Annotated in this window: 17 protein-coding genes; 9 read left to right on the forward strand and 8 right to left on the reverse strand. The window is 41.0% G+C overall.

The window, feature by feature from the left end; translation table 11 throughout:
* Window positions 1–9: 9 nt before the first annotated feature.
* The 5 genes from metH to SWOO_RS20990 all read left to right on the forward strand — a co-directional run bounded on the left by metH (window position 10) and on the right by SWOO_RS20990 (window position 13144).
* Window positions 10–3765 carry a methionine synthase gene (gene metH / locus SWOO_RS20970; protein WP_012326673.1) on the forward strand — a complete coding sequence of 1252 codons (3756 nt, stop codon included), beginning with the start codon at window positions 10–12 and terminating at the stop codon, window positions 3763–3765.
* A gap of 365 nt (window positions 3766–4130) precedes the next feature.
* Complete coding sequence (locus SWOO_RS20975; RefSeq protein WP_012326674.1) at window positions 4131–4763, forward strand: hypothetical protein; 633 nt, start codon at window positions 4131–4133, stop codon at window positions 4761–4763.
* A 1370-nt stretch (window positions 4764–6133) separates the two neighbouring features.
* Window positions 6134–8044 (forward strand): hypothetical protein, encoded by a 1911-nt coding sequence (locus SWOO_RS20980; protein ID WP_012326675.1) that lies wholly within the window; start codon window positions 6134–6136, stop codon window positions 8042–8044.
* A gap of 66 nt (window positions 8045–8110) precedes the next feature.
* Window positions 8111–9316 (forward strand): RHS repeat-associated core domain-containing protein, encoded by a 1206-nt coding sequence (locus SWOO_RS25635; protein WP_012326676.1) that lies wholly within the window; start codon window positions 8111–8113, stop codon window positions 9314–9316.
* Window positions 9317–9340: 24 nt separating this feature from the next.
* A complete protein-coding gene (locus SWOO_RS20990) occupies window positions 9341–13144 on the forward strand; it encodes an RHS repeat domain-containing protein (RefSeq protein WP_012326677.1) in 3804 nt (1267 codons plus the stop codon).
* 147 nt (window positions 13145–13291) lie between these two features.
* On the opposite strand, the gene SWOO_RS20995 is transcribed toward SWOO_RS20990, so the two are convergent.
* The 4 genes from SWOO_RS20995 to SWOO_RS21010 form a co-directional block, all read right to left on the reverse strand.
* On the reverse strand, window positions 13292–13843 hold the full coding sequence (locus SWOO_RS20995) for an SMI1/KNR4 family protein (protein ID WP_012326678.1): 552 nt from the start codon (window positions 13841–13843) through the stop codon (window positions 13292–13294).
* Between the two features lie 117 nt (window positions 13844–13960).
* Window positions 13961–14521 (reverse strand): SMI1/KNR4 family protein, encoded by a 561-nt coding sequence (locus SWOO_RS21000; protein WP_012326679.1) that lies wholly within the window; start codon window positions 14519–14521, stop codon window positions 13961–13963.
* Window positions 14522–14549: 28 nt separating this feature from the next.
* A complete protein-coding gene (locus tag SWOO_RS21005) occupies window positions 14550–16337 on the reverse strand; it encodes a WG repeat-containing protein (protein ID WP_012326680.1) in 1788 nt (595 codons plus the stop codon).
* A 56-nt stretch (window positions 16338–16393) separates the two neighbouring features.
* The gene (locus SWOO_RS21010) at window positions 16394–16837 is read right to left on the reverse strand and encodes a hypothetical protein (RefSeq protein ID WP_012326681.1); all 444 of its coding nucleotides are present in this window, start codon (window positions 16835–16837) and stop codon (window positions 16394–16396) included.
* Window positions 16838–17305: 468 nt separating this feature from the next.
* On the opposite strand from SWOO_RS21010, the gene SWOO_RS21015 reads away from it, so the two are divergent.
* Complete coding sequence (locus SWOO_RS21015; RefSeq protein WP_012326682.1) at window positions 17306–18505, forward strand: DUF418 domain-containing protein; 1200 nt, start codon at window positions 17306–17308, stop codon at window positions 18503–18505.
* Window positions 18506–18754: 249 nt separating this feature from the next.
* Window positions 18755–19129 (forward strand): TM2 domain-containing protein, encoded by a 375-nt coding sequence (locus SWOO_RS21020; protein ID WP_012326683.1) that lies wholly within the window; start codon window positions 18755–18757, stop codon window positions 19127–19129.
* 142 nt (window positions 19130–19271) lie between these two features.
* On the opposite strand, the gene SWOO_RS21025 is transcribed toward SWOO_RS21020, so the two are convergent.
* Window positions 19272–19655: a glutaredoxin family protein gene (locus SWOO_RS21025; RefSeq protein ID WP_012326684.1), complete on the reverse strand. Its 384-nt coding sequence runs from the start codon at window positions 19653–19655 to the stop codon at window positions 19272–19274.
* A 270-nt stretch (window positions 19656–19925) separates the two neighbouring features.
* Here SWOO_RS21025 and SWOO_RS26125 point away from each other — a divergent pair, with 270 nt between their 5' ends.
* A complete protein-coding gene (locus SWOO_RS26125; RefSeq protein WP_195742826.1) occupies window positions 19926–20093 on the forward strand; it encodes a hypothetical protein in 168 nt (55 codons plus the stop codon).
* A gap of 111 nt (window positions 20094–20204) precedes the next feature.
* Here the strand turns inward: SWOO_RS26125 and SWOO_RS21030 are convergent, their stop codons facing one another.
* Window positions 20205–20735, reverse strand: coding sequence for a hypothetical protein (locus SWOO_RS21030; RefSeq protein ID WP_012326685.1), 531 nt, complete (start codon window positions 20733–20735; stop codon window positions 20205–20207).
* A 749-nt stretch (window positions 20736–21484) separates the two neighbouring features.
* Between SWOO_RS21030 and SWOO_RS21035 the strand changes: the two genes are divergently transcribed.
* The gene (locus SWOO_RS21035; protein WP_012326686.1) at window positions 21485–22348 is read left to right on the forward strand and encodes a delta-class carbonic anhydrase; all 864 of its coding nucleotides are present in this window, start codon (window positions 21485–21487) and stop codon (window positions 22346–22348) included.
* Between the two features lie 86 nt (window positions 22349–22434).
* Here the strand turns inward: SWOO_RS21035 and SWOO_RS21040 are convergent, their stop codons facing one another.
* Entirely contained in the window at window positions 22435–23343 is a 909-nt protein-coding gene (locus SWOO_RS21040) for a DMT family transporter (RefSeq protein ID WP_012326687.1), read from the reverse strand.
* A gap of 61 nt (window positions 23344–23404) precedes the next feature.
* Window positions 23405–24613, reverse strand: a complete 1209-nt coding sequence (locus SWOO_RS21045; protein WP_012326688.1) for a bifunctional alpha/beta hydrolase/OsmC family protein — start codon at window positions 24611–24613, stop codon at window positions 23405–23407.
* Between the last annotated feature and the right edge of the window lie 370 nt (window positions 24614–24983).

The following is a 24983-nucleotide window of genomic DNA, read 5'->3' on the forward strand; positions in this document are numbered from 1 at the left end:
GTAGAATTTATGACCACTGGAACCCTAAGAACCAAAAACATAAAAGCGAAAGGCCAACAACTCGAGCAGCAGCTAAAGCAGCAACTGAGCGATGGGATCCTTATCCTAGATGGCGCCATGGGCACCATGATCCAAGACTGCAAATTCGAAGAGGATGCCTTTCGTGGTGAGCAGTTTAAGGAGTGGCATTGCGATGTTAAGGGCAACAACGACATGTTGGTGCTCACCCAGCCAGATGCGATTAAACAGATCCATAAAGATTACCTACTGGCTGGTGCCGATATTATCGAGACCAACACCTTCAACGCGACTCGTATCGCCATGGCCGATTACGACATGCAGGAGCATTCGGCCTCGATCAACCTTGAGGGTGCTCGCTTAGCCCGCGCCGCTGCCGATGAAGTCGAACAAGAGACTGGCCGAAGCTGTTATGTGGCGGGTGTTCTCGGACCAACCAACCGAACCTGTTCAATCAGTCCCGATGTCAACGACCCTGGCTACCGTAATGTTAGCTTCGATGAATTAGTCGAAGCCTATATTGAGTCTATCAATGCATTAGTCCAAGGCGGCGCCGATATCCTCATGGTGGAAACCATCTTCGATACGCTCAACGCCAAAGCGGCACTGTTTGCTATTGAAACCGTATTTGATGAGCAAGATTTCCGTTTGCCTATCATGATCTCAGGCACCATAACCGATGCCTCAGGCCGTACCCTTACCGGACAAACCACCGAAGCCTTCTACAACTCATTACGTCACGTTAAGCCACTCTCTATCGGCCTTAACTGTGCATTAGGACCAAAAGAGCTGCGTCCATATGTAGAAGAGTTATCAAAAATTTCTGAGTGTTTCGTCTCGGCGCACCCCAATGCGGGGCTGCCAAATGAGTTTGGTGGTTATGATGAAACCCCCAAACAGATGGCCGATATCATTGGCGAGTGGGCCGAGGAGGGCTTCCTCAATATTATCGGTGGCTGTTGTGGTACTACACCCGATCACATCCGCGTCATTCGTGAAGCTGTGATTAAGCACCCGGCGCGTAAACTGCCTGATATTCCAGTGGCTTGTCGTCTCTCAGGCCTTGAGCCTCTGACCATAGATGAGAACTCACTCTTCCTAAACGTAGGTGAGCGTACCAACGTCACTGGCTCTGCCAAGTTTCTGCGCCTGATTAAAACTGGCGAATATGAAGAAGCACTGAGTGTCGCCCGCGATCAAGTGGAAAACGGCGCTCAGATCATCGATATCAATATGGATGAGGGGATGCTCGACGGCGTCGAGGTGATGCACAAATTCCTCAATCTTATCGCTTCAGAGCCAGATATCTCTCGCGTACCGATTATGATCGACTCCTCCAAATGGGAGGTGATCGAAGCCGGTCTTAAATGCATTCAAGGCAAAGGGATCGTTAACTCCATCTCCCTAAAAGAGGGCGAAGAGAAGTTTATTGAGCAAGCCAAACTGGTTAAACGATATGGCGCTGCTGCCATTATCATGGCCTTCGATGAAACAGGCCAAGCGGACACCGAGGCGCGCAAAGTCGAGATCTGTACTCGCGCCTATAACGTCTTAGTCGACAAGGTTGGCTTCCCACCAGAAGATATTATCTTTGACCCCAACATCTTCGCCATCGCCACCGGTATCGAGGAGCATGATAACTACGCCGTCGATTTTATCGAGGCAACCCGCGAGATAAAGCGCACTCTACCCCACGCAATGATCTCGGGCGGTGTCTCCAATGTCTCCTTCTCATTTCGCGGTAATAACCCGGTGCGAGAAGCAATTCACGCCGTGTTCCTCTATCACGCGATTCAAGCTGGCATGGACATGGGTATCGTTAACGCTGGGCAGCTGGCCATTTATGACGATATCGACCCAGAACTCAAAGAGAAAGTTGAAGCCATAGTACAAAACCTCCCCTGCAGCGCAGTGGATAAAAACGGTGAAGCAACCAATAACACCGAACAGCTACTAGAGGTCGCGGAAAAATTCCGTGGCGATGGGGCTCAGGCTGGTAAAAAAGAGGATCTCGAGTGGCGCACTAAACCGGTTAACGAGCGTTTAGCTCACGCACTGGTCAAGGGCATTACCGACTATATCGATGAGGATACCGAAGAGGCGCGTACAGCGGCCACCAGACCACTGGATGTCATTGAAGGTCCGCTGATGGACGGCATGAACATCGTTGGCGATCTCTTTGGCTCCGGCAAGATGTTCCTACCACAGGTGGTAAAATCCGCCCGCGTGATGAAAAAAGCTGTGGCTTACCTCAACCCTTACATCGAGCTTGAAAAGGTCGCCGGTCAATCTAACGGTAAGATCTTAATGGTCACGGTAAAAGGTGACGTACACGATATTGGCAAGAACATTGTTGGCGTGGTACTGGCCTGTAACGGCTATGAGGTGATTGATCTCGGTGTGATGGTCCCTGTAGAGAAAATCATTGAGGTCGCCAAAGCGGAGAATGTCGATATTATCGGGATGTCAGGACTTATCACCCCGAGTCTAGACGAGATGGTGCATAACGTTAAAAGCTTCCATAAAGCGGGCCTCACCATCCCTTCGATTATTGGTGGTGCCACCTGCTCTAAAATTCACACCGCAGTGAAAATAGCCCCACATGCACCAACGGGCGCCATCTATATTGCCGATGCTTCGCGCGCCGTCCCTATGGTTTCTAAGCTCATTAACGATGACACTCGTCAAGCCACCATAGATGAAGCCTATAACGAATATGATGTGATGCGTGAAAAACGCCTGTCACAGGCTAAACGTAAAATGATCACCTCAATCGAAGCTGCCCGTGAAAATCGTTGTCAGCACGACTGGGAGAGCTACACCCCATTTGTGCCTAACCAACTAGGTCGTCAGGTATTCGATGATTATCCACTAGAAGATCTCGTCGATCGCATCGACTGGACACCGTTTTTCCGCAGCTGGGAGCTGCACGGTCACTTCCCTAAGATTTTAGATGATGAAGTCGTGGGTGAAGAGGCACGTAAACTGTTTAGCGACGGTAAGGCCATGCTTAAGAAGATCATCGATGAGAAGTGGCTCACCGCCAAAGGCGTTATCGGTCTGTTCCCTGCAAATACCGTGGGACATGACGACATAGAGCTTTACACTGATGAAAGCCGTAGTGAACTTGAGATGACGACCCATCATCTGCGGATGCAGATTGAACGTGTGGGCAATGACAACTTCTGCCTCGCCGACTTTGTCGCCCCTAAAGACTCTGGCGTAGCCGATTACATGGGTGGCTTTGCAGTTACCGCAGGTCACGGTATCGACGAGCATGTTGAGCGTTTCGAGGCTGACCACGATGACTACAGCGCCATTATGCTCAAGTGTCTGGCAGACCGCTTGGCTGAAGCCTTCGCCGAACGTATGCATGAGCGTGTCCGTAAAGAGTTCTGGGGTTATGCTGCCGATGAGGTACTCGATAACGAAGCGCTTATTCGTGAAAAATACAAAGGGATCCGCCCCGCACCGGGTTACCCAGCTTGTCCCGATCACACCGAGAAAGGCTTGCTATGGGATCTACTAAAACCCGATGAAACTATCGGTCTTAACATCACTGAAAGCTTTGCTATGTTCCCCACCGCCGCAGTATCAGGCTGGTATTTTGCCCATCCTAAATCACGCTACTTTGGTGTGACCAATATTGGACGCGATCAGGTAGAAGATTATGCAGCGCGTAAGGGGATGAGTGTGGAGGAGGTTGAGAGGTGGCTAGCACCAGTGTTGGATTATGATCCGGAGTAATCATAGGTTTACTCTTTTCATGTCCAAACTTCGTTTGGATTAAGGTCGCAGGGTTCCACCCTGCACTGGGCAAGAAGGACTGCTCGTCCTATCCTCCTTGCATCCACCATGACGCCCGGCGAAATCCTTCTGAAAAACGAAGGATTTCCAACGGGGAATTGTTGTAGCTTTAGGCGGGTTTTGGAATCAATAAAGCTATGGCTGTCCTAGCAGGGCGAAGCTCACCCTTCTTCGCTCATGCCTCAAACTAAAGACATGTTATTGACATGTCTTTTGCTCTTCAAGCACCTTGTTGACGACCTAAGCTCTGATCGTTATGGTCTAGAAACCGTAATACAGTTTTATAAATTAAAAGGAAGTAATTTATGAAAAGCACAACCCTTCTTAGACCCCTTAAGTTATGTGCAATTTTAAGTATGATTTTTGTTACTTCAAGTGCTGTGGCAAATGGTTATGTTACTCAGCCGTACAGTGATATGTGTGACTCAACATATGCTATCAATCCAGATTCTTTCGATCGAAAAAGCAAAGATGAGAATCAATTCATATTCTCTGACAGATATTGCATCACCGAAATGGTAGCAAGAAGGGCTGTTGATATATCGACATTACCCACTTTAAAGACTGTGAGGGGAATAGCTAAAAGATACAATAAGGTTTATAGCACGCTAGAAAATACTGATGAGAAAATCACCTTTGTTGACTTGTTTTTACATAGGGCAAGCCAGCAACACCATATTTCGTTAGACCACATTCGCTCCAGCGAAGAGTCGATACAACTCATCATATCCAGTGCGAGTGTCTCGCAAAAGTCAGTGTCCGGTTACAATCTCTCTTTATTTCAAGATGATAATATTGACAGCGAAATATCAAATGCTTACTCAAAACATCTATCAAATATAAGTGATATAACAAGCTCTTCTGATGTCATAGACATGGTGAACTATGTCTTGGAAGCTAGCTCAAAAAAGTCACTTGAGGTTCAGACTCATCAATAACCCCGCTAAGAATGGCTTATGCCAGAGAAGGAGACAATGAAGAATGGTTAGAAATAGATAATACTGAAACAGGTGAAAATGTAGAAGCTTATCATTTCTCACCAAAAGCTGGTTGATAATAAAGCCCTTCTAACACAACGATTAATCACAGGATGAAAAGGCGTTATTTTTGCTTCGCAAACAGACAGGACACCCATATCTTTTCCTCCGTGTACCAACAACATCCTTGTTTAAGAGCCAGTTCAGCTCCAGACTCTGTGGTGAGAATGCTTTTTGTTTTTTTACAAGAAAGAATGGATCCCGGAACAAGCCCGGGATGACGGCAAGTGCCCAGTGTTGCTTTTACTGTAAGCGCCAGCGTTCCTGTAGTCGCAGACTATTCCGTGAGCAGCGCGTTCCGTAGACATTTCTCTTTTCTTAAAGCTCTTAACTCGCAGCAAAGTGTCCTAGCAGTGAGCTTGCGAACGACCTCACAGGCACAAAGTACTGCCCTATCAGGGCGAAGCCCGCTCTTCTCAATTTCAACCACCAAGATAAAGCTATTCACCACAGAGGACACGGAGTGCCACGGAGAAAATCAAAAGCGATAATCTTTTACTCTTTTTTTCTCACAGCGCAGCATTCTGTTATCCGTAAGCGAAGCGTTGCGTCAACCCTGAGCAGCGCGTTCCGTACTCTTCAGCTTTTCCTAGCAGTGAGCCTGCGAACGACCTCGCAGGCACGCAGTGCCGTCCTAGCAGGGCAAAGCCCGTCCTCTGTTTCTCCCCACTATCTTTCATCACAACCAGACGCCTTCATTAACATTATATAGATTAATAGTCTTCTTAATATTATTTAATATAAACAAAATATCTCTATAATCTTATCAACCACACACTTTTAAACTCACAACAAAACAGAACAAATAGAGCTTTTAATCTACTATTAAATATCAAAAACCAGATTTAAAAACCTCCAATGTATATAAGATTGATACGTTACATATATAAAACTTATACGTCATAAGCATCTTTTCATATTTACCTGCTCAAAATTATGTGATCAAGGTCACATTTCAGCACATGGAAATAAAACTTACACAAAAAAAACAAATAAACCAATTAAAAACATAAAGATAATAACATACACCACAAATCAAGAAGATACAGTGCAGACACAAACGAAACGTAGAAACCCAACAAAATGATACGCATGATACAAAACTGTTAACCAAGCAGCGTTTAACCTATAAATTTAAACATATAAAAACCTCTATAAAAACAAATAAAAACCCAAATAATTGACACTATTTAAATAAAAAACCTAACATCACAAAAAACAACAAAGTTAATTATTTAAATAGCAATTAAATATAAAAAAGAGGATTCAATATGATAAGAAATCGTTCGAGATCTACAATGATTACCGGCATCAAAGTAATAAGTTTACTAATTGTAAGTGTTATTAGCTTCCAGTCATACGCATTGACAATTGATGCTAAAGATCTACTGTACGGGCAGATCCCTGCATCAGATGAAGTTGTCACTGTCTATGCAAGTGATGCTAACTGGAAGAGAGAGATATTCCTTCCTATCAAGCCAAAAAATAATACAAAAATTAATGTTTCATCAGATGCGGCTTACCATTTTGATGTAAATGGGGAGATCGTTGGATTTAATGAAATAACGGTCAGCAAAGGCGATCGATACCAATTTGTATATAAAAACAATCTAAGAAGTTGGTTACTTACAACTAACAATTTTACCCCGAATAGTATCGGCCAAACCATTCCAAACAGTAAAAAGTATGTCACTTACACACTTTCAAATGCGAATTGGTATAACACCATATTCTTACCAAGCGAAAAAGGAGATGCTGACAAAATACTCATACGTTCAGTCGCAACCTACGACACTCATTTAAATGCTGACAACCTGCTTCACGGACAAAGTGATCTGCTTATAAAAACTGGTGATAGCTTTATTCTTAATTGGAGCAATAAAGAAAGTAAGTGGGCTGTACAAACTATTGGTTACAAAGCTAAAGCAACCTCAACAATACGCGATATTACTTTTGCAGAGCTATCGATAAACACCTCCACTAAAGGTAATCAACTATACAATAATGGTTATATGCAAAAACCTATTGAGATCAAATATAGAGCCTACCTTTATGGCGATGATATAGATCAAACCCCCATAGAGTTATCAGCCGAAGAGGAAAAATATTACTTAAAAATAGCTCAATTTGGAGAATCAACGCCACAGCCTATATCGTTACTTTATCCACAGATAGATATCTCATCCTCTGTTAATGAGCGATATGAATCCAGCCTTGGTCAAAGTAGTTACCGTGTAGAGCCACGCAGCAACAATTACTTCAAAGCCACCGTTTACATGACTTATAAAGGGCTTTCGGGGACAGATACAAACAATAGCTTAGATCTATGTGTATTCGCGAACCCAGAAAGAACCGATGACTATGGTCCTATTTCAGGCTATCCAAATGATAACTGTAACTCCGCGGCACCAGGAAATAACTATAGGAGAGTCAACGTTATCAAAGGGGAATACAATCGATATGTCGACAGTGGCTATGACACAAACAGTATCAAAATGTCATTTGATGAAGACAAAGTTCTTTGTGTGAATGAGGTCGATTGTCATAACAAATATAGAGTAAGAAATGGCTGGACCCGAGGTGTCAGTTACGCAAAAGAAAATCATTATGTGTTTAGCTCACAAAGGAATAATCATTATTTCAGACCTATCGATGGCGTTAAATCGATAGGAGTGGCTAGAGGATGTGTTTTTGACAGCAAAGGCGATCAAGTTGATGGTATTTGTAACAATGTAAAAAGTAGTAACTGGGATTTAGAAGACTGGTACACGACAGACTTTTTATTTGGCAATACCTCTATGCGTGACTTCTCATATTCAACAAAAGATAAGAACAGTAATAATAGTGGTTTTAGTTCACAAGATACTTGGCGCTTCTATTTAACCGATGTTAATAGAGAGAACTCATTTTCTATTGTGGCAACCAAATCTGTCATCGATTTTTACTCAGGTGATAGTGGTAACTTTGTATTTTGGACAGACGCAGGTCACTGGTCAGGTTCGACTTCAGGAAACAAAGTCGATATCAATCATCAAATAGAAGATAACTACGGCAATCATTTCATATTCAGCGCTAAAGTCATTGGCGAAACGAATATGGGGGCTAATGCGGGTGTCTCTGATCAATACGTATTAACTAAACTCGATAGATCTAGCATAAAAATAATGCCTGTCTACGATTAATCTCCCCACTTAAAAATATAAGGCCGAAAAACGGCCTTTAACTCAATTAGCTTATTGGGAATCCCCATGAAAAATTCAAATAAGAAAGATGCGTTAAATTGCATAAGTAGACGAAACTTTTTAAGTGGTAGCATTTCAATTGCGCTCTTAACAGGAATCTCATTAACCTCGATAAAAAGCATGGCAAAAGCCGTTAACCTCGATTCAAGTTTATTGCTTACCATCATCAAACATGAGCTGTCTGGATTCAATGGTGAACTGCTAGACCCTATTACTGGCAACTATCAGCTTGGCCAAGGTTATCGTTTCTATAACCCTATTTTAATGCGCTTTCAATCACCAGACTCTATGAGCCCCTTTGGTGAAGCAGGCCTTAATGTCTATGCCTATTGCCACGGTGATCCGGTCAATTTCAATGATCCAACGGGTCATTTAGACGGATGGAAAATTGGTTTTGGAATTTTTGCTGTCGTCACAGGCATTATTGGTGCGGTTTTAGCCCCCTTTACCGGTGGAACATCATTTGCTGTAGCTATGGGTGTCGTTAGCGGCGTATTAGGAGCTATTGGAGGCAGCTTAACCATAGCTTCGGCTGCTGTTGAAGATTCAAACCCTACAGCCGCTGCAAATTTAGATATTGCCTCTATTGTATTTTCTGTCGCATCCATTGCTGCTGGGGTTTCCGGCGCACTAAAAGGCACAGTAAGTGGATTTAAATCCCGCTTTAGTACAAGTAACTTTAAAACCACATCGAAATTAAAAATTGGTAAAAGCGCCAAAGCTCGTAATGATAAATTTTTTACCAAAATTAAAGACAATGCTTTTAAAGAAGTCGATGCACGTAGCGGTGCGTTAAGCGTTGAGTCTGCAGATACCGTTATGGCAACTAAGCTAGAGTCTCATGTTGTGGGTCAACGCGATCTCTCCTCAAAGTTTATCTCTATGAAACCAAAGGTACAGTACAAACCCACACGTTTTTTGAATAACACCATGGCTTGGAAAGTTGAAAATGTAGCCAAGACAGGGATGAACTCAGGACATTTTGCTAGGAGCTTTGCTGGGGCACTTGTTAGACAGGGCTTATCTATGTCTTCAGGCAGTTTTTTAGCGGCATCAAAGTTAGTCACAGCAAGAGATAAACTAGACAATATCAACGAAAACAACAATACCGATACACCACAAGCGCCCGGAACGTTTGGACAGATCCAAGCCACCTTCTCTCTCGACACTGACATCGTCAACCGCCAAATACGTAACGGTATTTTCGCCTAAACCTAATAGATATGGAGTGACAAAATGGCTGAACAGGTTTTCACATATGCGAATAACTACAATGGCTTTGCTACAGGTGATGTTAACGAGCGCACTGGGTCTTTTGATTTTTCAATACATCTCGTCAAAATTAATGCGAACAAATTAAAAGGGCCTGAATTAGAGATAAATACAAGCATTGATACCTTTAATCAACAGGATCATGGCTTTGGTCCTGGGCTAAAATTAAGCTTATCAAAAATAGATTTGATTAATCATATTTTCACTAATTCAAGTGGCGTTTCTATTAAATTAGATATTAGAAATACTTTACCTGCTGAGCCCTGTTTAAATGACTTTAAGATTGAATACAACTCAAGAGTAAAAGAGTACAAAGTTAGCTATATAGATGGGCAAAAGGACGTTTTAAAAACTGATGGTCAGGGTAAATTCGCAAATCTAGTGAGAAAAGAAAATGCATTAGGGAATGGGGTTAATTTTAGATGGTCATCAACCAACCAATTAATTGAAATAAAAGACGATTCTGGTTTTATATTTTTAAGCGTAAAAAAAATAGGGGCAGGTGGAGCAAAAGAGGTTGGCCTGCTAGGCGGTAAATACTTTGTGTTCATCAACTCTAATGAAAAACTCACCACGCTTTCTCTACCTTATGAAAACCAAGGCGCTTACCAAAATGCATTAACCTATAAAGTAGTAAAAAAATACGATGGGAAAAGTAACGTTTACTGCATTGATGAGGTGCTTTTACCCGATGAAACAGCCCATAAGCTAGTATATGGTCAATATCTATCACTCCCTGCACGCGCCGGTTTTACATCACTGCCCGTTGTCACTGAGCATTCGCTAATACGCTCAGGACAGACAATCAGGAAGACCACCTTCGACTTCCTGCTAGAGGGTAATCAAGGCAATAATGCTTATGGCCTAGGCGCTTCTGTGCCCTATCAAGCCTATAGCGACACCATGTATAGAATAAAAACTCCCTACTTCTATCGTAGTCAAAAAACCAGTGTCGATCATGAAGGACATTCACTGGTTACAACTCAAAAGTTTGATAAGTTCCATAATATTCGTGAAGCAAAAATCGAGTATAAGAACTGTATAACAACAGAGGAGATAACTTACTTCTCTACAGACAATGGTGATATTTCAAACCAAGATCCAAGATTAAAGTTGATACAGAACCATAAGAAAAAATTTTCAAATAATGGTAACAGTCGCACTGAATCAATTTATTATCAGTTTGATAATTATGGTAATTTACTCAATGAGTATGACCCTGAAGAGGGTGTCTCAATTACTTATGAATATTACAACACCCTTAATGGTGCGATAGATAATGCGATTGAAAAATGCCCTAAGTATGACTTTATTTACTTCCTAAAGTCGCAATCAATAACAGATACTAAAACAGATGAAGCACGTATCGTTTCTCGTCGAAAATATCGTTTACTCCATGATTCGGTTTGTATTGAAGAAGATAAAAATGAATATTCACAAACAAAAGTTAACTACAGCTACTGTCCAACAGGAGGCGATCTTGGCCGAATAAGTGCCATCATATTAGAGAGCAATAACCATCAAAATAGAGAAGAGAGTCATTATGAAATCATTGATAACAGGCTAAAGGTAACGACTACGACATCCTGCTCTAGTGAAGCAAATGACTCCATTAAAAGCTTTACCCTCTTTAATATGATATCTGGTGAGATAGTAGAGAAAAACGAACAAGGAAGATCCGTTCGTTTGGATTATTATTTTGATGGAAGACTCAAGGCTGAAATCACAGCTCCAAACTCAGAATATGAATGCAAAAAAGAGTATATTTACTTCGACTCTCAAAGCAAAATTGAAGAGTTCGATTCTTATGGTAATAAGAAAACGACTCAGTATGACGCACTCGGCCAAGTAAGAGAGGTCTATCTAACCATACCTGGAGTGATAGAGAACTACCTGAATATAAGCAATGAGTTTAATTCGCTGGGACAGCAAGTAACTGAAACTCAATATGATAAAACCTTGCCTTCAAACCTTCAGCTACCCATCGCAGAGCAAACATGGGCACTGACCAAAAAATTTGAATATGATGGCTGGGGAGAGTGTTTCCAAGTCACCTTACCAGATGGTCAAATTCAAATCGATCAATTTGATCCCATAAGCTTGAAACAAGTAACAGGCACTGCAGGCCAACCCTATTCAGTTAACCTACGTGATCCCTTAAAGCGTCAGGTGATCACCGAACAGTTTGATCAAAACAATCAGAAAATGAACGTTGGAAGTACGACGGTTTATGATGGTTTTGGTCGCATCTGCAATAGCGTGAACCACCTTGGTGTCAACCAAGATTTTGGCCATGATGTACTCAATAGGGTGACTTCAACTAGAGTGCATTACCTACATAATGCTGACTTTATCGATTTCACCACATCAAAAATATACTCGCCGTACCATACCAGTATCGACTTTATCGAGTCTGTCTCCCTAGATAACATAAAATTAGGTCAGCGTAACTTTGATGGCTTTGGTCGCTTAATGGATGAAACCATAGGACAAACTCAAACAAGTTATCATTATTCGGCAGGGGCGATACATTTTCATAAAGTAAAATTGTCAAACGGACAAGAAGTCGATACACATTTCAATAGTGAGATTGGCGATTATACTCAATTGGGTTTGAAGCATTACATACCAGATAACTTACGCGGTTCCATCCGTAACGCAGTAAGGGAGGATACTGGCAACCATGTTGATTACGAATATCGATTCGATGGCTTAACCTCAATAGAGAGAAGCCACTCCGATACTCAGCACTATGAGTACACGCTATTTGGCTTTCCAGTTGCTTCTAAATTCAGCGATACAGACTATGAGCTTATCGAATACGATGATTTTCAGAGAGTAAAATCGACCTTCGATGGAAGTAATACAGTTAATTATATGAACTATGACCAATTTTCTCGTGTAACAAAAATCATAGTCACAGGTGCTAACCCTATTGAAATAAACCACGATTACTCAAAATTTCCCTATGAGGTCGTGACAACTAGCACGCAGGAGACAGATCAACTGATTGAAACACGTCAATTTACTGATGACGGTAAAGTTAGAGTAAAGCTCACCAGCCTAAACGGCGATACCTTAACTGAACATTTTGAATATGATCCTATTGGACGTTTATCCTCTTACCAAGCAGATGGCGCCAGAAGTCCTAAAGATCAATATGAAAATACTATAGTAAGTCAGGTGTTTCGTTATGATAATTTGAATAACATTCGCCATGTAACAACCGTTTTTGATGACAGTTCGGTAGATAACTCTGAGCTTATCTATGACATGAATAACCCCACTCAATTAATGCGTATTTCACATACCCATGCCTCATATGAAGATGTAGATTTGAGTCACGCTTATAATGAGTTTGGCAAGCTCACTCAAGATGAGAAAGGCTTACAGTATTCATATGATGAATACGGTGAAATGAGGGCTATTTATGATGAGCATGGCCTATTAATATCATCTTATGAATACGACGCTGTAGGGCGACTGATAAGCCAATCGATTAATAATGAACCTGACTTAGAGTTAATCTATTCAGGTAATAAATTAATAGGTCAAAAACAGGGAGAGTTAAGAGTACAGCACCTACTCGCCGACAATAGACTTATCGGGAAAAAGTTCAGCAGCGCTGAAATTCAACTGGTTTCATCATACCTAACGGACTCAAGTAACACGCCCATTAGCGTCTCAAGAAAAGGCGATATCAACAATACAGAAAACTACCTTTATACCGCTTATGGATATAGGCACCTTCTAGCTCCGCCTTCATAATTGTAGCTTTGTTAGGTTAAATCCCTTGTCTAATGACAAGCAAAAAAGGGCACACTTTGTGCCTTTTATCTTGCCTACAATCTTTTATATCAAAAATAAAAGTGTAATTTCTCTTTTTCCAAAAGCTTCTCGCGTAAATTGCAAATATCAGCAGATCATGTCATCGGGGATATTAAAGTCTGGTTCTGTTGGGTTCTCGTTATGGACAATCTTTGACAGAAGTTCGGTAAATGACTCCGCAAGTAACACCATGTAATCATCGTCCTCGAAAGCCCCCCAAGCTTTTAAATTACTAATAAAATATATTTTTCCGTAATTTGTTTCACTCAAATCCATGATAACTAAATCATTGGATATAGAATCTGCAATGATCAATGTTTCAGGTAGAATACGAGGACTTTGATTTTTGCTATCAGACCACATCTCGGTTCCAATGAGTGCATCATCAGCGGCGGAAAACATACTAAGAAATGACATAGAAACGCCATTTAGGTTTAAATTGACGCGATCATCTTCAATAATCCGCATCCCATAATTTTTCATGAACCATTTATAGTCGCTGGGTAAGCTGGTACCCAAAAAAGCTTCAATATCAAAAAGCTGTTTATCACTGGCGCAATAGATCTCCCTACTCTCTCCCCCCTCCAGATCAAGTGGACTCCATACTATTTGTGCACTGAGCTGATCTATCTTTTCCATGACTTACCTCTATTTCATTCAGGTTGAGCGCTTCTCAGTCTCTTCCTAGCTTGTGAAACTATCAAACCAGCGCCAAAAGCTATCAATGACTGATTAACAAACTAAGGACTAAGTTTGCTAAATAATCTCGTCATCATCGTCAAAATTAAAATCGATCTCCCCAGGGGAGTGGTTGTTCACAATTTTTGAAAATAAGTCGGTAAAAGAGTTTGCAATAAGAACTAACCCTTCAGGATTTTCAGAAAACTTTTGTCGCCACTTAGGGTTGTGATGTTTAAACCAAATGTTGCCATAATGACCAGCAGAGACATCTAAAAGCACTTCATCATGGGAAATCGAACTCGAAATAACCACTAGATTGAAGGAGGTTTGCATCTTGTCCTCCTTCTCTGAGGCCATTTGGGTAAATGTTAATACGTCTATTGCGTCTCTAAACCAGTCTAGAAATGAAAGTGAAACACCGTTAAGTTTGATATTGATTCGTCTGTCATCTATCAAACGTCTGCCCACATTTTTCATAAACCAGAGGTAATCATCGGGAAGTTTTGCTTGTAGAAATCGCTCTATTGCAATGAGCTCTTCATTTGAAGAGAGATAGCTCTCCTTAGTCGCGCCATAATCCGTATCTATGGGCTTCCATTTGATTTTCGCACAGAGTTCTGAGATATCTTTAGACATAGTAACCTTTTAGCTATTACTGTTTGTACTAGTTGGCATTATTGAGTTTTGAGCTGTCAGGGTATTGCCACCATTCTCCCTCTTTCCTGAGTTTGATAACCGCTCCCATCTCTTGCTCTAATCCATCATAAATAACTGGCATTATCAACTCACCATTTGACTTATAGACTCCATATCGATAACGCCAATGATTCTGAGTATCTATACTGATTTGCTGCACGACAATGACATCCAGTAAACGATTTAACCAAAGGGATTGAAACTCTGGTGGAACAACAACCCTCCCATCAAGCTCAACAAGGCCATAATAGCTCAATTGCTTTACCCCATTTGTACCAGATATCGTTACTCGTTGCTGAAGCCATTGAGTATTTTCAAACGGTCTTAAATCATGAAGAGCTGGCGCCATAAGCCAAACATTGTTGTTGGCATCGAAAACCCCCATCTCACTCTGTTCACCTTCTTCTTGTGTCACTAAAAACTTTCCTGCAGACAAGGAGGTAAAATCGCTCCCCTCTATAAGAGGGTTACCATTGAAACTGATTAACACTTTACCGCTTTTTTTGGTGGCGAGAAAAAAGTTATCTATAAACTCAATCTCTTCAAATTTAGGCTCGATAATAACTTTGCTATCAGCGTCCAATACCCCTACGGCTCCCCAAAAGAAGTTGTCAGGATTATTCGTTTTATCAAATACTTTTAGCCAGCCTTTAGGTGTAATTAATGGCTCTATTTTACTGTAACGAAACAGCTGAGGTTTTATGATTGTTGTTAATTGTGGCAGATGTAATTCTGGGATCATGTCACCGATATCCAATAACTGACATTGGTGAATAAACGATAACTGCTCGGCTAATTTCATATATCTAAAATGGACATCTTCAGATGCCGACAATATTAATTCAACCCCTTTAGCCTCCACTAAGCAATAACTAAAATATTGAGTTGGGTTACTCATGTTTTGCAGGGTGAGACGATTAACTTTGCTCTTATCTTGATTCTCTCCAATAAAGGCTACACTCCAACCATCCTCTTGAGCAGTATCAGCAAAGTATTCAAGAGTACCTAACTCTGTTTCAGCATAGATTTTCAACGGAATTTTAGATTGTTTAGTATCCACTGGCTTCCAATTCTGAGTATCGGCACTGAGTAATGCTCTACCATTCAAATAGCTAGGAATAGTGTCAGAGAGTGCCTTGGCTAGCCAAGGTTCGGTGGTTATTGGCATATTGGCTAACGTTGTCTTGATATCAAGTGGAGTCACAAACCGACTTTGATACCCTTGGTATACATGCTTTGGAATAAAAGAGGAGAGCACCTCATAAGAAATATTCGCTTGGTTAAGATCTTCAACATCAAATAGGGTCGCTTTACCCAGTACATGCTCCTTTCCCGTATAATAATGGGTCAGAATATGCAAAGCCCCACCAGACTGGTATAGCATGCCATGGGCATCTTCTCGTATCACGAGTGCACCTGAATCTACAATGCCTTGCCGCCAGCGTGAGTAATTGAAATCTTCTCTAGGTGCCTGACTAATCACGATATCAAGACTGAATGGGTTAATTGTCCAAACTTTATCTTTATCGAGATCGATAAATAATTGATCAACTCTCCAAACATAATAGCCTGAACTCCAAGATGACAATTCACCGGTTACAGGTAAGTCTAACGAGAGATTTTCATACAAAGGGACTGTAATAGTTTGCACTAATTGGGCTTCCTTAGCCTGTGAAGACAGTGATACCAATAGTAGATTGAGCAATAAAACTTGCAGCAACATAGATAATCTAAAATCAACAACATCAATATTCATACAGTCCCTTGAACAACGAAACTAATAGCCAACAATCCGATACCCACTTTGCCAGATTAACCTTTACTGCGAAGACATTCTGTACTGGCAAATGTAAATAGTTGCCCTGGCAATTTAGGAGAGATGACAAAATATTTAATCTCACCCACCCCTTGCCAAAACTCAGCACCTTGAGGGTTATCATTCATCGTAGGTGGGCACAGATTATTCATTTTCTTGCTATACGCCGACTCAAGTTCATCCACTTGAGCAAAATAGTTCTCAATATTTGAACGATTACTTTGAATCATTTGATACATATTTTCGAAGGTATTTATCTCATTATTGGTTATTTTGACTGTTGCGTAATAGCTGCCGTCAATATTCTCAACATCTTTAAGTTGATAGCCCTCCTTGCTGGCCGCTTTAGTGAGATAATTTTCTATCTTAGACTGAGTGGCATCGCCACAAGCACTTAATGCCAACACACAGCCACTTATCAAAAAATACTTCTTAATCATTAGTTCACCCTTAAATGGCTCCCTGCCAATACCTGGCTACCTCAATGGCAGCACAAGTCTACTAGGAAGGTATAATACTAAACATCATTTACTGACATTCAATTGAGATACAATATTAGACTGCAATAAAAGTAAGCGCTTTCATTCTTAAACAGCTTTAACTGTTATAAAGATGTTACCCAAAAAACGCAATAGCGTAATATAACCACATTTACCTTAAAATCGGTTTATTTACCTACCCAAAGCCAATTCGACCATATAAAAGATAGGGGGTCTCCTCCTAGCTTTCTGAAACTTGTTTCACTCAAGTCCTGCGCTCTAGCTGTGAGCCAGCTAACATTCTCACAGGTGCGAAATGCCCCCCAAGCAGAGCAAGGTGATTCCTATCAACTTCAAAAGCTTTCCGCTGAGCGTTAAATACTGATATTGTGTTTACTTTTTATGGCACATGGAATGTAGGCCAAACCGATGGAATCGATAACTCAAGTCACTAATACCCCAGAAAATCACAGTACAACACCTGTACGTAACGCAAATATTGATGCAATTCGTGGACTCGCAGTACTGGGGATCTTGTTTATGAACATCTATTACTTTGGCAACGCCGTTTCTGGTTACGCCAGCCATGAGATCTCCCCATTTCATGACACCTTAGTGGAACTATTTAGTAATTTTTTTCTTGAAGGGCGCTTTATCAGCCTATTTGCAATGTTATTTGGTGTTGGCTTAGCGGTTCAGTTCAATCGGTATTCTAAACAGAATATTGACGCCTATAAGCAGATAAAATCACGATTGAAGTGGCTATTAGTTTTTGGCGCCGTGCATGGGATTGTTATCTGGTCTGGTGACGTGCTGTTTGCTTACGGGCTCAGTGGTTTTTTAGCCCTTTGTTATCTGAAACTTGATAACGATAAACTAATAAAAAAATCACTGCTGTTTATTGCCATCTCTGTGTTTACTTTTACTCTTTTTAGTATCTTCTCTCCCGAAGAACGATTTATTCGAGGGTCTGAGCTATTTGAAGAGGAGTACTTAATATGGTTCAGCACTTACTCTGAACAACTATTGATGCAACTTTTTGTTTTTATTACTTTGTTATTTTTTATTCCGTTAACACTAATGTGGTTTTCAACAGGCTTGATGCTGCTTGGCGTGGCACTTTATCGTAAGGGCATTTTCCAGCAAGGATTTAGCAAGCGGCATCTTATCTGGTTTGCTTTGGCGAGTATCTTTTTCTCTACTCTAGATAGCCTACTCTCCTTTTCTGAAAATCCAATATTACATACCTTATCGGGCGTCATCGTACTGCTCAGTGCAATTCCGATGGCGCTAATTTACATGCATCTGCTGATAAAAATATGCCAAAATCGCTCAACAGTGTTAGCACCACTACAAAAGGTTGGTCGACTTGCCTTCAGCCTATACATATTGCAATCAATTTGCGGAGTATTGCTGTTTCGTCACTTTGAGCCAACTCTGGTAAACACACTAGATAGACCTGACTATATGCTAATAGCTATTGGCTACTCAATTCTGCAGCTTATTCTGGCCACCATATACTTTAACTATTTCAATCAAGGGCCATTAGAGAAACTGTGGAGAGGACTAGCAAAAGCTAAACCAAATGCTGCTCAAGAAAACGATCAACTGCTAAATCAAAGGAGATGATAAGATTAATAAAAAGATATCAAAATCCTATTCACATTACCTATCAAACATAGCTGATACAAAAGTACCCGCTAAGCTTGCGGTGAAGGTTAACGCTATCTTGAAGGAGGGGTAAGCGACTTAAACCTTCAGATCTGTAAAGATGGTTTTTATTTCAATTATGTGAACTGTGCAACTAGGTTTCAGCGCACACTTGTACACATAATAAGTTCTCGCTATATGATCAACTTTTGACAACCGGAGCTTGTAATGAAAACTCGTGACTATCCACTCTCGCAGCTTAAAGAGTCTCTATGTACGCAGTGCAGTCAAAAGATCGACTCCAGTTTAGTTACCTGCCCCGAATGCCATGCAACCCAGGGATTAGAAGCCCTGGCAGGCGTCGATCCAAACATACATATCAAGAACCAAAAGCTCGCAATTTGGTTTAGCTTTTTGCTGGGAGGACTGGGAATACACAGGTTCTATTTGGGTCAATATATGAAGGGCAGCTTATACCTAGTCTTTAGTTGGACTTTAGTCCCTGTACTCGTCGGCTGGGTTGACGCAATCCGAACTCTGAATATGAGCCCCTTTAACTTTGCTCAGCGCTACTCAAGAAAAGTAGAGCGTCATTATATTTGATGTTAGTGCCCAAATTTTAAATTAGGCACAGGAGTGTGTGAATATATCTTGTGCCTCTTTCTGAATTAATAATAAAATCACTTATAATAAGTATAAACATTAACCTCATTAATAAATCACACTATCATTGATAGTATTAAATTCAAATTTCAGTTAATGCCACTTTAATTTCTTTGGTATCTAGACCAAATACCCTCTTATTTCCAATAACAATAATTGGGTAGCCACTTGCACCCAATTGACTATACAATTTAAATACACTCTCATCTTTTTCGGGGTTTACTTCCTTATAACTAATACCTTCATTATTGAAAAACTCTCGAGCTCTTTCACATACAGGACACCAATCTGTTCCATACATTATGACTTTCTTATCAGTTCCTTCAAAATGATGATTATAATTCCCTATAAGCACAACTTCAGGTTCAGATAGTTTATTATAAGCAAGCACAACCCCATAACCTGCTGATGTTCCCATTAAAAATAAAAATGTGTACACAAGTAAGGTTTTAATCAAAGATTTCACTTGAAATTCCATATATATAATTTAGTTATTAATTATAAATCTAAGCTACATTAAGCAGGTTCTGCAAACAATACAGGTATTTAAAACATTAACACAAATAATACTTTAGACTTACCAGTGATAGGTTACCATTAAGACATTAGCGCTATTGACTATATTATTTACAGATATGATATTAATAGCATGCTCAAATATCTCTTGAGCCAAAATTTAGTTTAACCATAGAGGTTAAACTTATAAATAAACAACTAATTATAAATCAGGCTAATTATGAAAACTAAAATATTAATGTTATCTTTTGCACTGTCACTTGGGATCTCAACTGGAGCATCAGCTATTTCACCATGCTTAGCTCAATTCATGGCATGTGTTGAGCGAGATGCTGGTGTAAACGAAAGAGCTTGTGAAGCAGAATACAAGAGTTGCGAAGGTATTTAATCTTATTGGAGGTCTACCTTATAGACCTCCTAATTAAATAATAGAATAGATAACGATATCTTTCCCTATTAACGCAGTCATTTTACCCAATATTTTACCTCACAAAATACATTACTGCTTATGGTATTCCTCAAAATCTGATGCGATATCTTTCATCTCCTGCATCTGTAATTCACGTTGCTTTTTAGAAAGCTGCATAAGCTTATTTTCCAACTCAATAATCTGTTTCTCATCTACAGCTGTTAAATCCTCTTTATCTTCAAGCTGTAATATCTTCTCATTTATCAGATCCATCTCATCAAGGAGCTTTTCTGAGGGCATTTGTACCTCTCCTTCTCTCTCCCAAGTATCCAATTGCGCTGCAGATAAACCTGTTGCACTGGGAACCTCTCTGCTCATACATGCGTCAAGCTCTGAACCATCGCCTTGCATGTTATGGTTTTTCAAGCAGCGGGTTAAAGCAGCTCTAAAACCTTTCTCTAAGCGGGTTTCAGATACACCTGTCGCAGAAGATAAACTCTTAAACTCTCCCATACGCTTCATTTGAGTTACTGAAAATTCGACCATCTTATCCACTTCATTGGCAATTGAAGAGAAGCTAAGCGATGCTAACAGCAACAAAGGTAATACGTTCACTTTCATAAATTAATCCTTTAATTCCTAGGTATGTTACAAACCAACTTACATTAACCATACCTAAAGTAAGAGTAAAAGTCTGTACCTCCAACAGAGGGAAAAACTGACGAAAGAGGTGAAATACTAAGAGTACAAAACTGGCTTGAAACGGGAAGCTTTGATCTAGAATCTGTGCAAAAAATAGAGTAGATATTTAACGAATAGTTTCCCTCACCCATACTTTTTAATCATCAAATTAAAGGTAGGTAATTGCTCCCTTTAAAATGCCTATCTATTTTTATCTTGTTTCTTGTCATCCTCTATCCGCTCGAGCTCTTCAACTTTTGCGATGGCTGCATCAATCTGATTGAGTCCACCACCGCTTGCACGCGACATTACACCTTCATTAGAGGACGCTGTAATTACTGCTGCAGCCTACTAACAGTAAAAAAACCATCTTTCTATATAAAAGGGAGTTATTGCGTTAAGCATCACTTTCGCTCGCCAATAGACTTTCAATTCATAAAAGTCTATTGCGTCTTTAAATAGGGTGAAATCATAAATTTATGTCTAAACTCAAATGACTAAATGCATCTCTATACAGAATGTGTTCGTTGCAAGATTTATAACAAACAGAAATTGAATTTATGGTTTTTTATCTCGTAAATAGTTGCAAACGCAGAGGATTATCAATAGATTATTTCAAGCCTGTAATCCCTTCTCACTCAACCCTAAACCTAGTGGATAAGATCTACTTGCAAAAAAAGGATTAAAAGATGAGTTACAAGACACGAGTATTATGCGCGACAGCGATGCTTCTACCATTTTTGACAACAGCCACTTCGGCTAAAAGTGCTGATCACAGCGTTTCAGATCAAGTGATCGAAAAACAGAGAGCCGCACTGGCCGCCAATACAAAAGGTAAAGGTTACGGCCCTCAGTCACCACGTGACATTGATACCATCCAAGGTAATAACAAACGAGTATTTGCTCAGGCTCCTGTCTTCTCACAAATGAATCTATGCAACATTCATTTCCACAAAAATGCAGAGCATAAAGGTGGTGAATTCACTAAGTATGCAGGTAATGGCGATGGCCACGGCTACCACAGTGGTTACCAATACTCAGGTAAATTATCCAAAGCTGAGCTAGCCCCACTTAAACATAAAGTCGGTGCAAGTAAACATGGTAGCCTGTATCCAGGAGATACCATTGAAGTCCACTATGTGCACTCAACAGCCCAAGTCTCACCGGGAGCAACCTTAGGCGCCTGCCTTAGCGATGCCAATAAAAACCCTCAACTCAGAGTGGAAACTCAGGTCTATGTGTTAGTCAACGATGCCAAGGCTAGTAACTTTATAACACTCACTGAGTTAGGCATGAAGAACGGATTAAATCAGGCTCTCAATATTCCAAGCAATACCGGAACGCCTGTGCAATATACAGGATCAACAACAGGGCCAGGCTATAACGAAAAAGCCTCGCCGCTTCAGGTGAGCTGGAGTGTTCGTCCTCAGGTGATGAAGGTCAATATTAATAGTGTAGGTAAGTGGCTGGAATCGAATGCTTTCGATGAAGATCATGCCCATGGCGTGAGAAATCTAGTGACGAATCCAGATCTTCTCTCCGCTGCTCACTAGTAGTGGCATAGGAGATAGCTAGAAGATGCTTAATAGTATCAAGGTGGCTTTCACAATGGCCACCTTGATAAATCAACAGTCAGGTATTACACCTCTTTTCCACTAGAGGGATGTAGATACTGACGCCCCAACAGCACAAGTAAAATCCCACCTAACACGGCAAGTGATGAGATAACCAACCGTATCGTAATCGCTTCACTGGAAAATATCACACCACCAATTGCGGCAATAATAGGCACAAGCAGCTGCAACGCAGCCGCTTGCATAACCGACAGCCCCCTCAAAGCAAAATACCATAATGCATAGCCAACACCGGATGCGATGGCACCGGACAAGACAGCAAAGATGATCCCAGCTTGAGTCAAGCTGGCAGATTGGATTGTAAGTAGAAGTAAAATGGCAATAAAAGGTAAGGTTCTAATGAAGTTATAGGTGGTGTCTAAGATGGGGTCTTTACAACCTCTCCCCTTTACCGTGTACAAACCCCAAGCTACGCCAGAGAGTGTCATCAAAATAAACCCTGTCATTGATGGTGTACTCAAAGTCGGCAGAACGAGATACACAAATCCACTAAAGGCGATAACCACTCCTGTCCATTCAAAATAGTGCAAGCGATTACCAGAGAGTAGGCTTATCAAGATCATGGTAAGCTGCACCGCACCAAACAGGATCAAGGCGCCCATTCCGGTATCTAGGGAGATATATGCATATGAAAAAGTCACGCCGTAGAGGAACAACATAAAACCCGCTAGCCAAGAGCCTCGACCAGTACTCCTTTTTTGCTCTTTATAGGGTGATTGCTGTTTTATGAGCCTAGTCAGCAACAAAATAAACACCAATACTAAACTGCCAGATAGAAACCGAATGATGGTAAAACTCGCGGCATCTATAGCTCCGTCACCTAAAGCTAAACGACATAAAACAGAGTTCCCAGCAAATGCCAGTAGCGCGAAGGTAGTGGCCAAGATAACCTTTAACTGAGTTGGACTCTTCATTACAAGCTCCACCACAAACCCCTTCGGATAACTGGACTTAAGCCTTTAACGACAACGGAGATCACTCTTTAAGCTCTGTCGTCACTTTTAGTTTACTGTGCAGTGTTTTGTGAACCGGACACTTTTCGGAGATAGTTAACAAGCTTTGTCTCTGCTCCTCGGTGAGCGCACCAACTAACTCTATCTCTCGGCTTAAGGTATCGAGTTGAGTATTACCAGTCTCACAATCTTCACAGTCTTTGATATAAGTTCGGGAGTGAGAAAGATCTATCTTAATATCTTCCAGAGGCCACTTTTTTCGATCTGCATACATACGCATGGTCATCGATGTGCAGGCTCCAAGAGCAGCAAGTAGATGCTCATAGGGATCTGGACCTAAGTTTTTACCCCCCACTTTTAATGGCTCATCGGCGAGCCAAACATGGCTATCACTGATAATGGTCTGAGTAAATTTATGATCTTTCTCCTCCACTCTTAAGTGCCCTTCTGTCACTTTATGAGCACGCTTAGCTGCTATGGAAAAATCCAGATAGCGGCCACTCCAACTGGCAACCACACTCGCGACATAATCAGCATCAGCTTTACTAGTCAACAGGTGGTCGGCAGTGTCTAAACTCACAAAGCTTTTTGGGTGTTTAGCTTGGGTATAGATCTTCTCAGCCTGAGCGATTGAGACCGCATCATCAACGGGAGAGTGCATCACTAAAAGGGCTTTTTTATCCAAAGAGAAAGCCTGTTTAGCATGATGATCCAGATCCTCCAGAAAGTGCTTTTTAATGGTAAATTGTCGTGGACCTAAATTCACAGCGGCTAAGCCTTGTGAATTGATCTCATCAATCGCACTGGAAAAATTATGCACCACATGCTCTGCGTTTGCGGGAGCCGCTATTGTCACTACCGCCTTACACTCAGGAATATCATTAGCAATAGCAAGCACTGCTGAGCCACCTAAACTATGGCCGATAAGCAGCTGAGGCGCATCGTATTGTTCTCTTAAAAAGTCAGCAGCAGCCTTGAGGTCGTCAAGATTGGATGAAAAGTTAGTATTGGCAAAGTCGCCATCACTGTTACCCAGTCCAGTAAAATCAAACCTCAACACAGCAATCCCTTTTTGCACCAAAGCGCGGGAAATTCTTGAGGCTGCAGCAATATCCTTACCACAGGTAAAGCAGTGAGCAAATAAGGCGTAAGCACCAACCTCTCCCTCCGGACGTTCTAGCAAACCAGCTAAGGTGATACCGTTACTTGGAAACTCAATTTTCTCTTTCATTTAAACAACCTCAGGTAAGGGTTTTATAGGGAGATTTATGGCAAATAATTAAACTGTGCAACAGGGCTCAAGATATAGACCCGAGCAAAGAGGAAAAGCTTTCCAACTCCAATATAATACAGGCTACCTCAAACTGCTGAGATAATCAGACGTGCATCACATTTCCTGATTAACTAGGAGATAAGTCTGTCGACAAAAAAAGCGATTCGAATTATTTTATCAAAAGACAATACTCACAAAAAATTCAGGTAAATAGCCGGGTAATAAAGCCCACAAAACAGCACTTCAACACCAACAATTCGCGCACAACTGAAAAATGTAACTTAACAAACAACCCCTATCGGATCCTCAGGTAGCGGGGCTTTTCTGT

This window comes from Shewanella woodyi ATCC 51908, assembly GCF_000019525.1.
In the GTDB taxonomy this organism is placed as follows: domain Bacteria; phylum Pseudomonadota; class Gammaproteobacteria; order Enterobacterales; family Shewanellaceae; genus Shewanella; species Shewanella woodyi.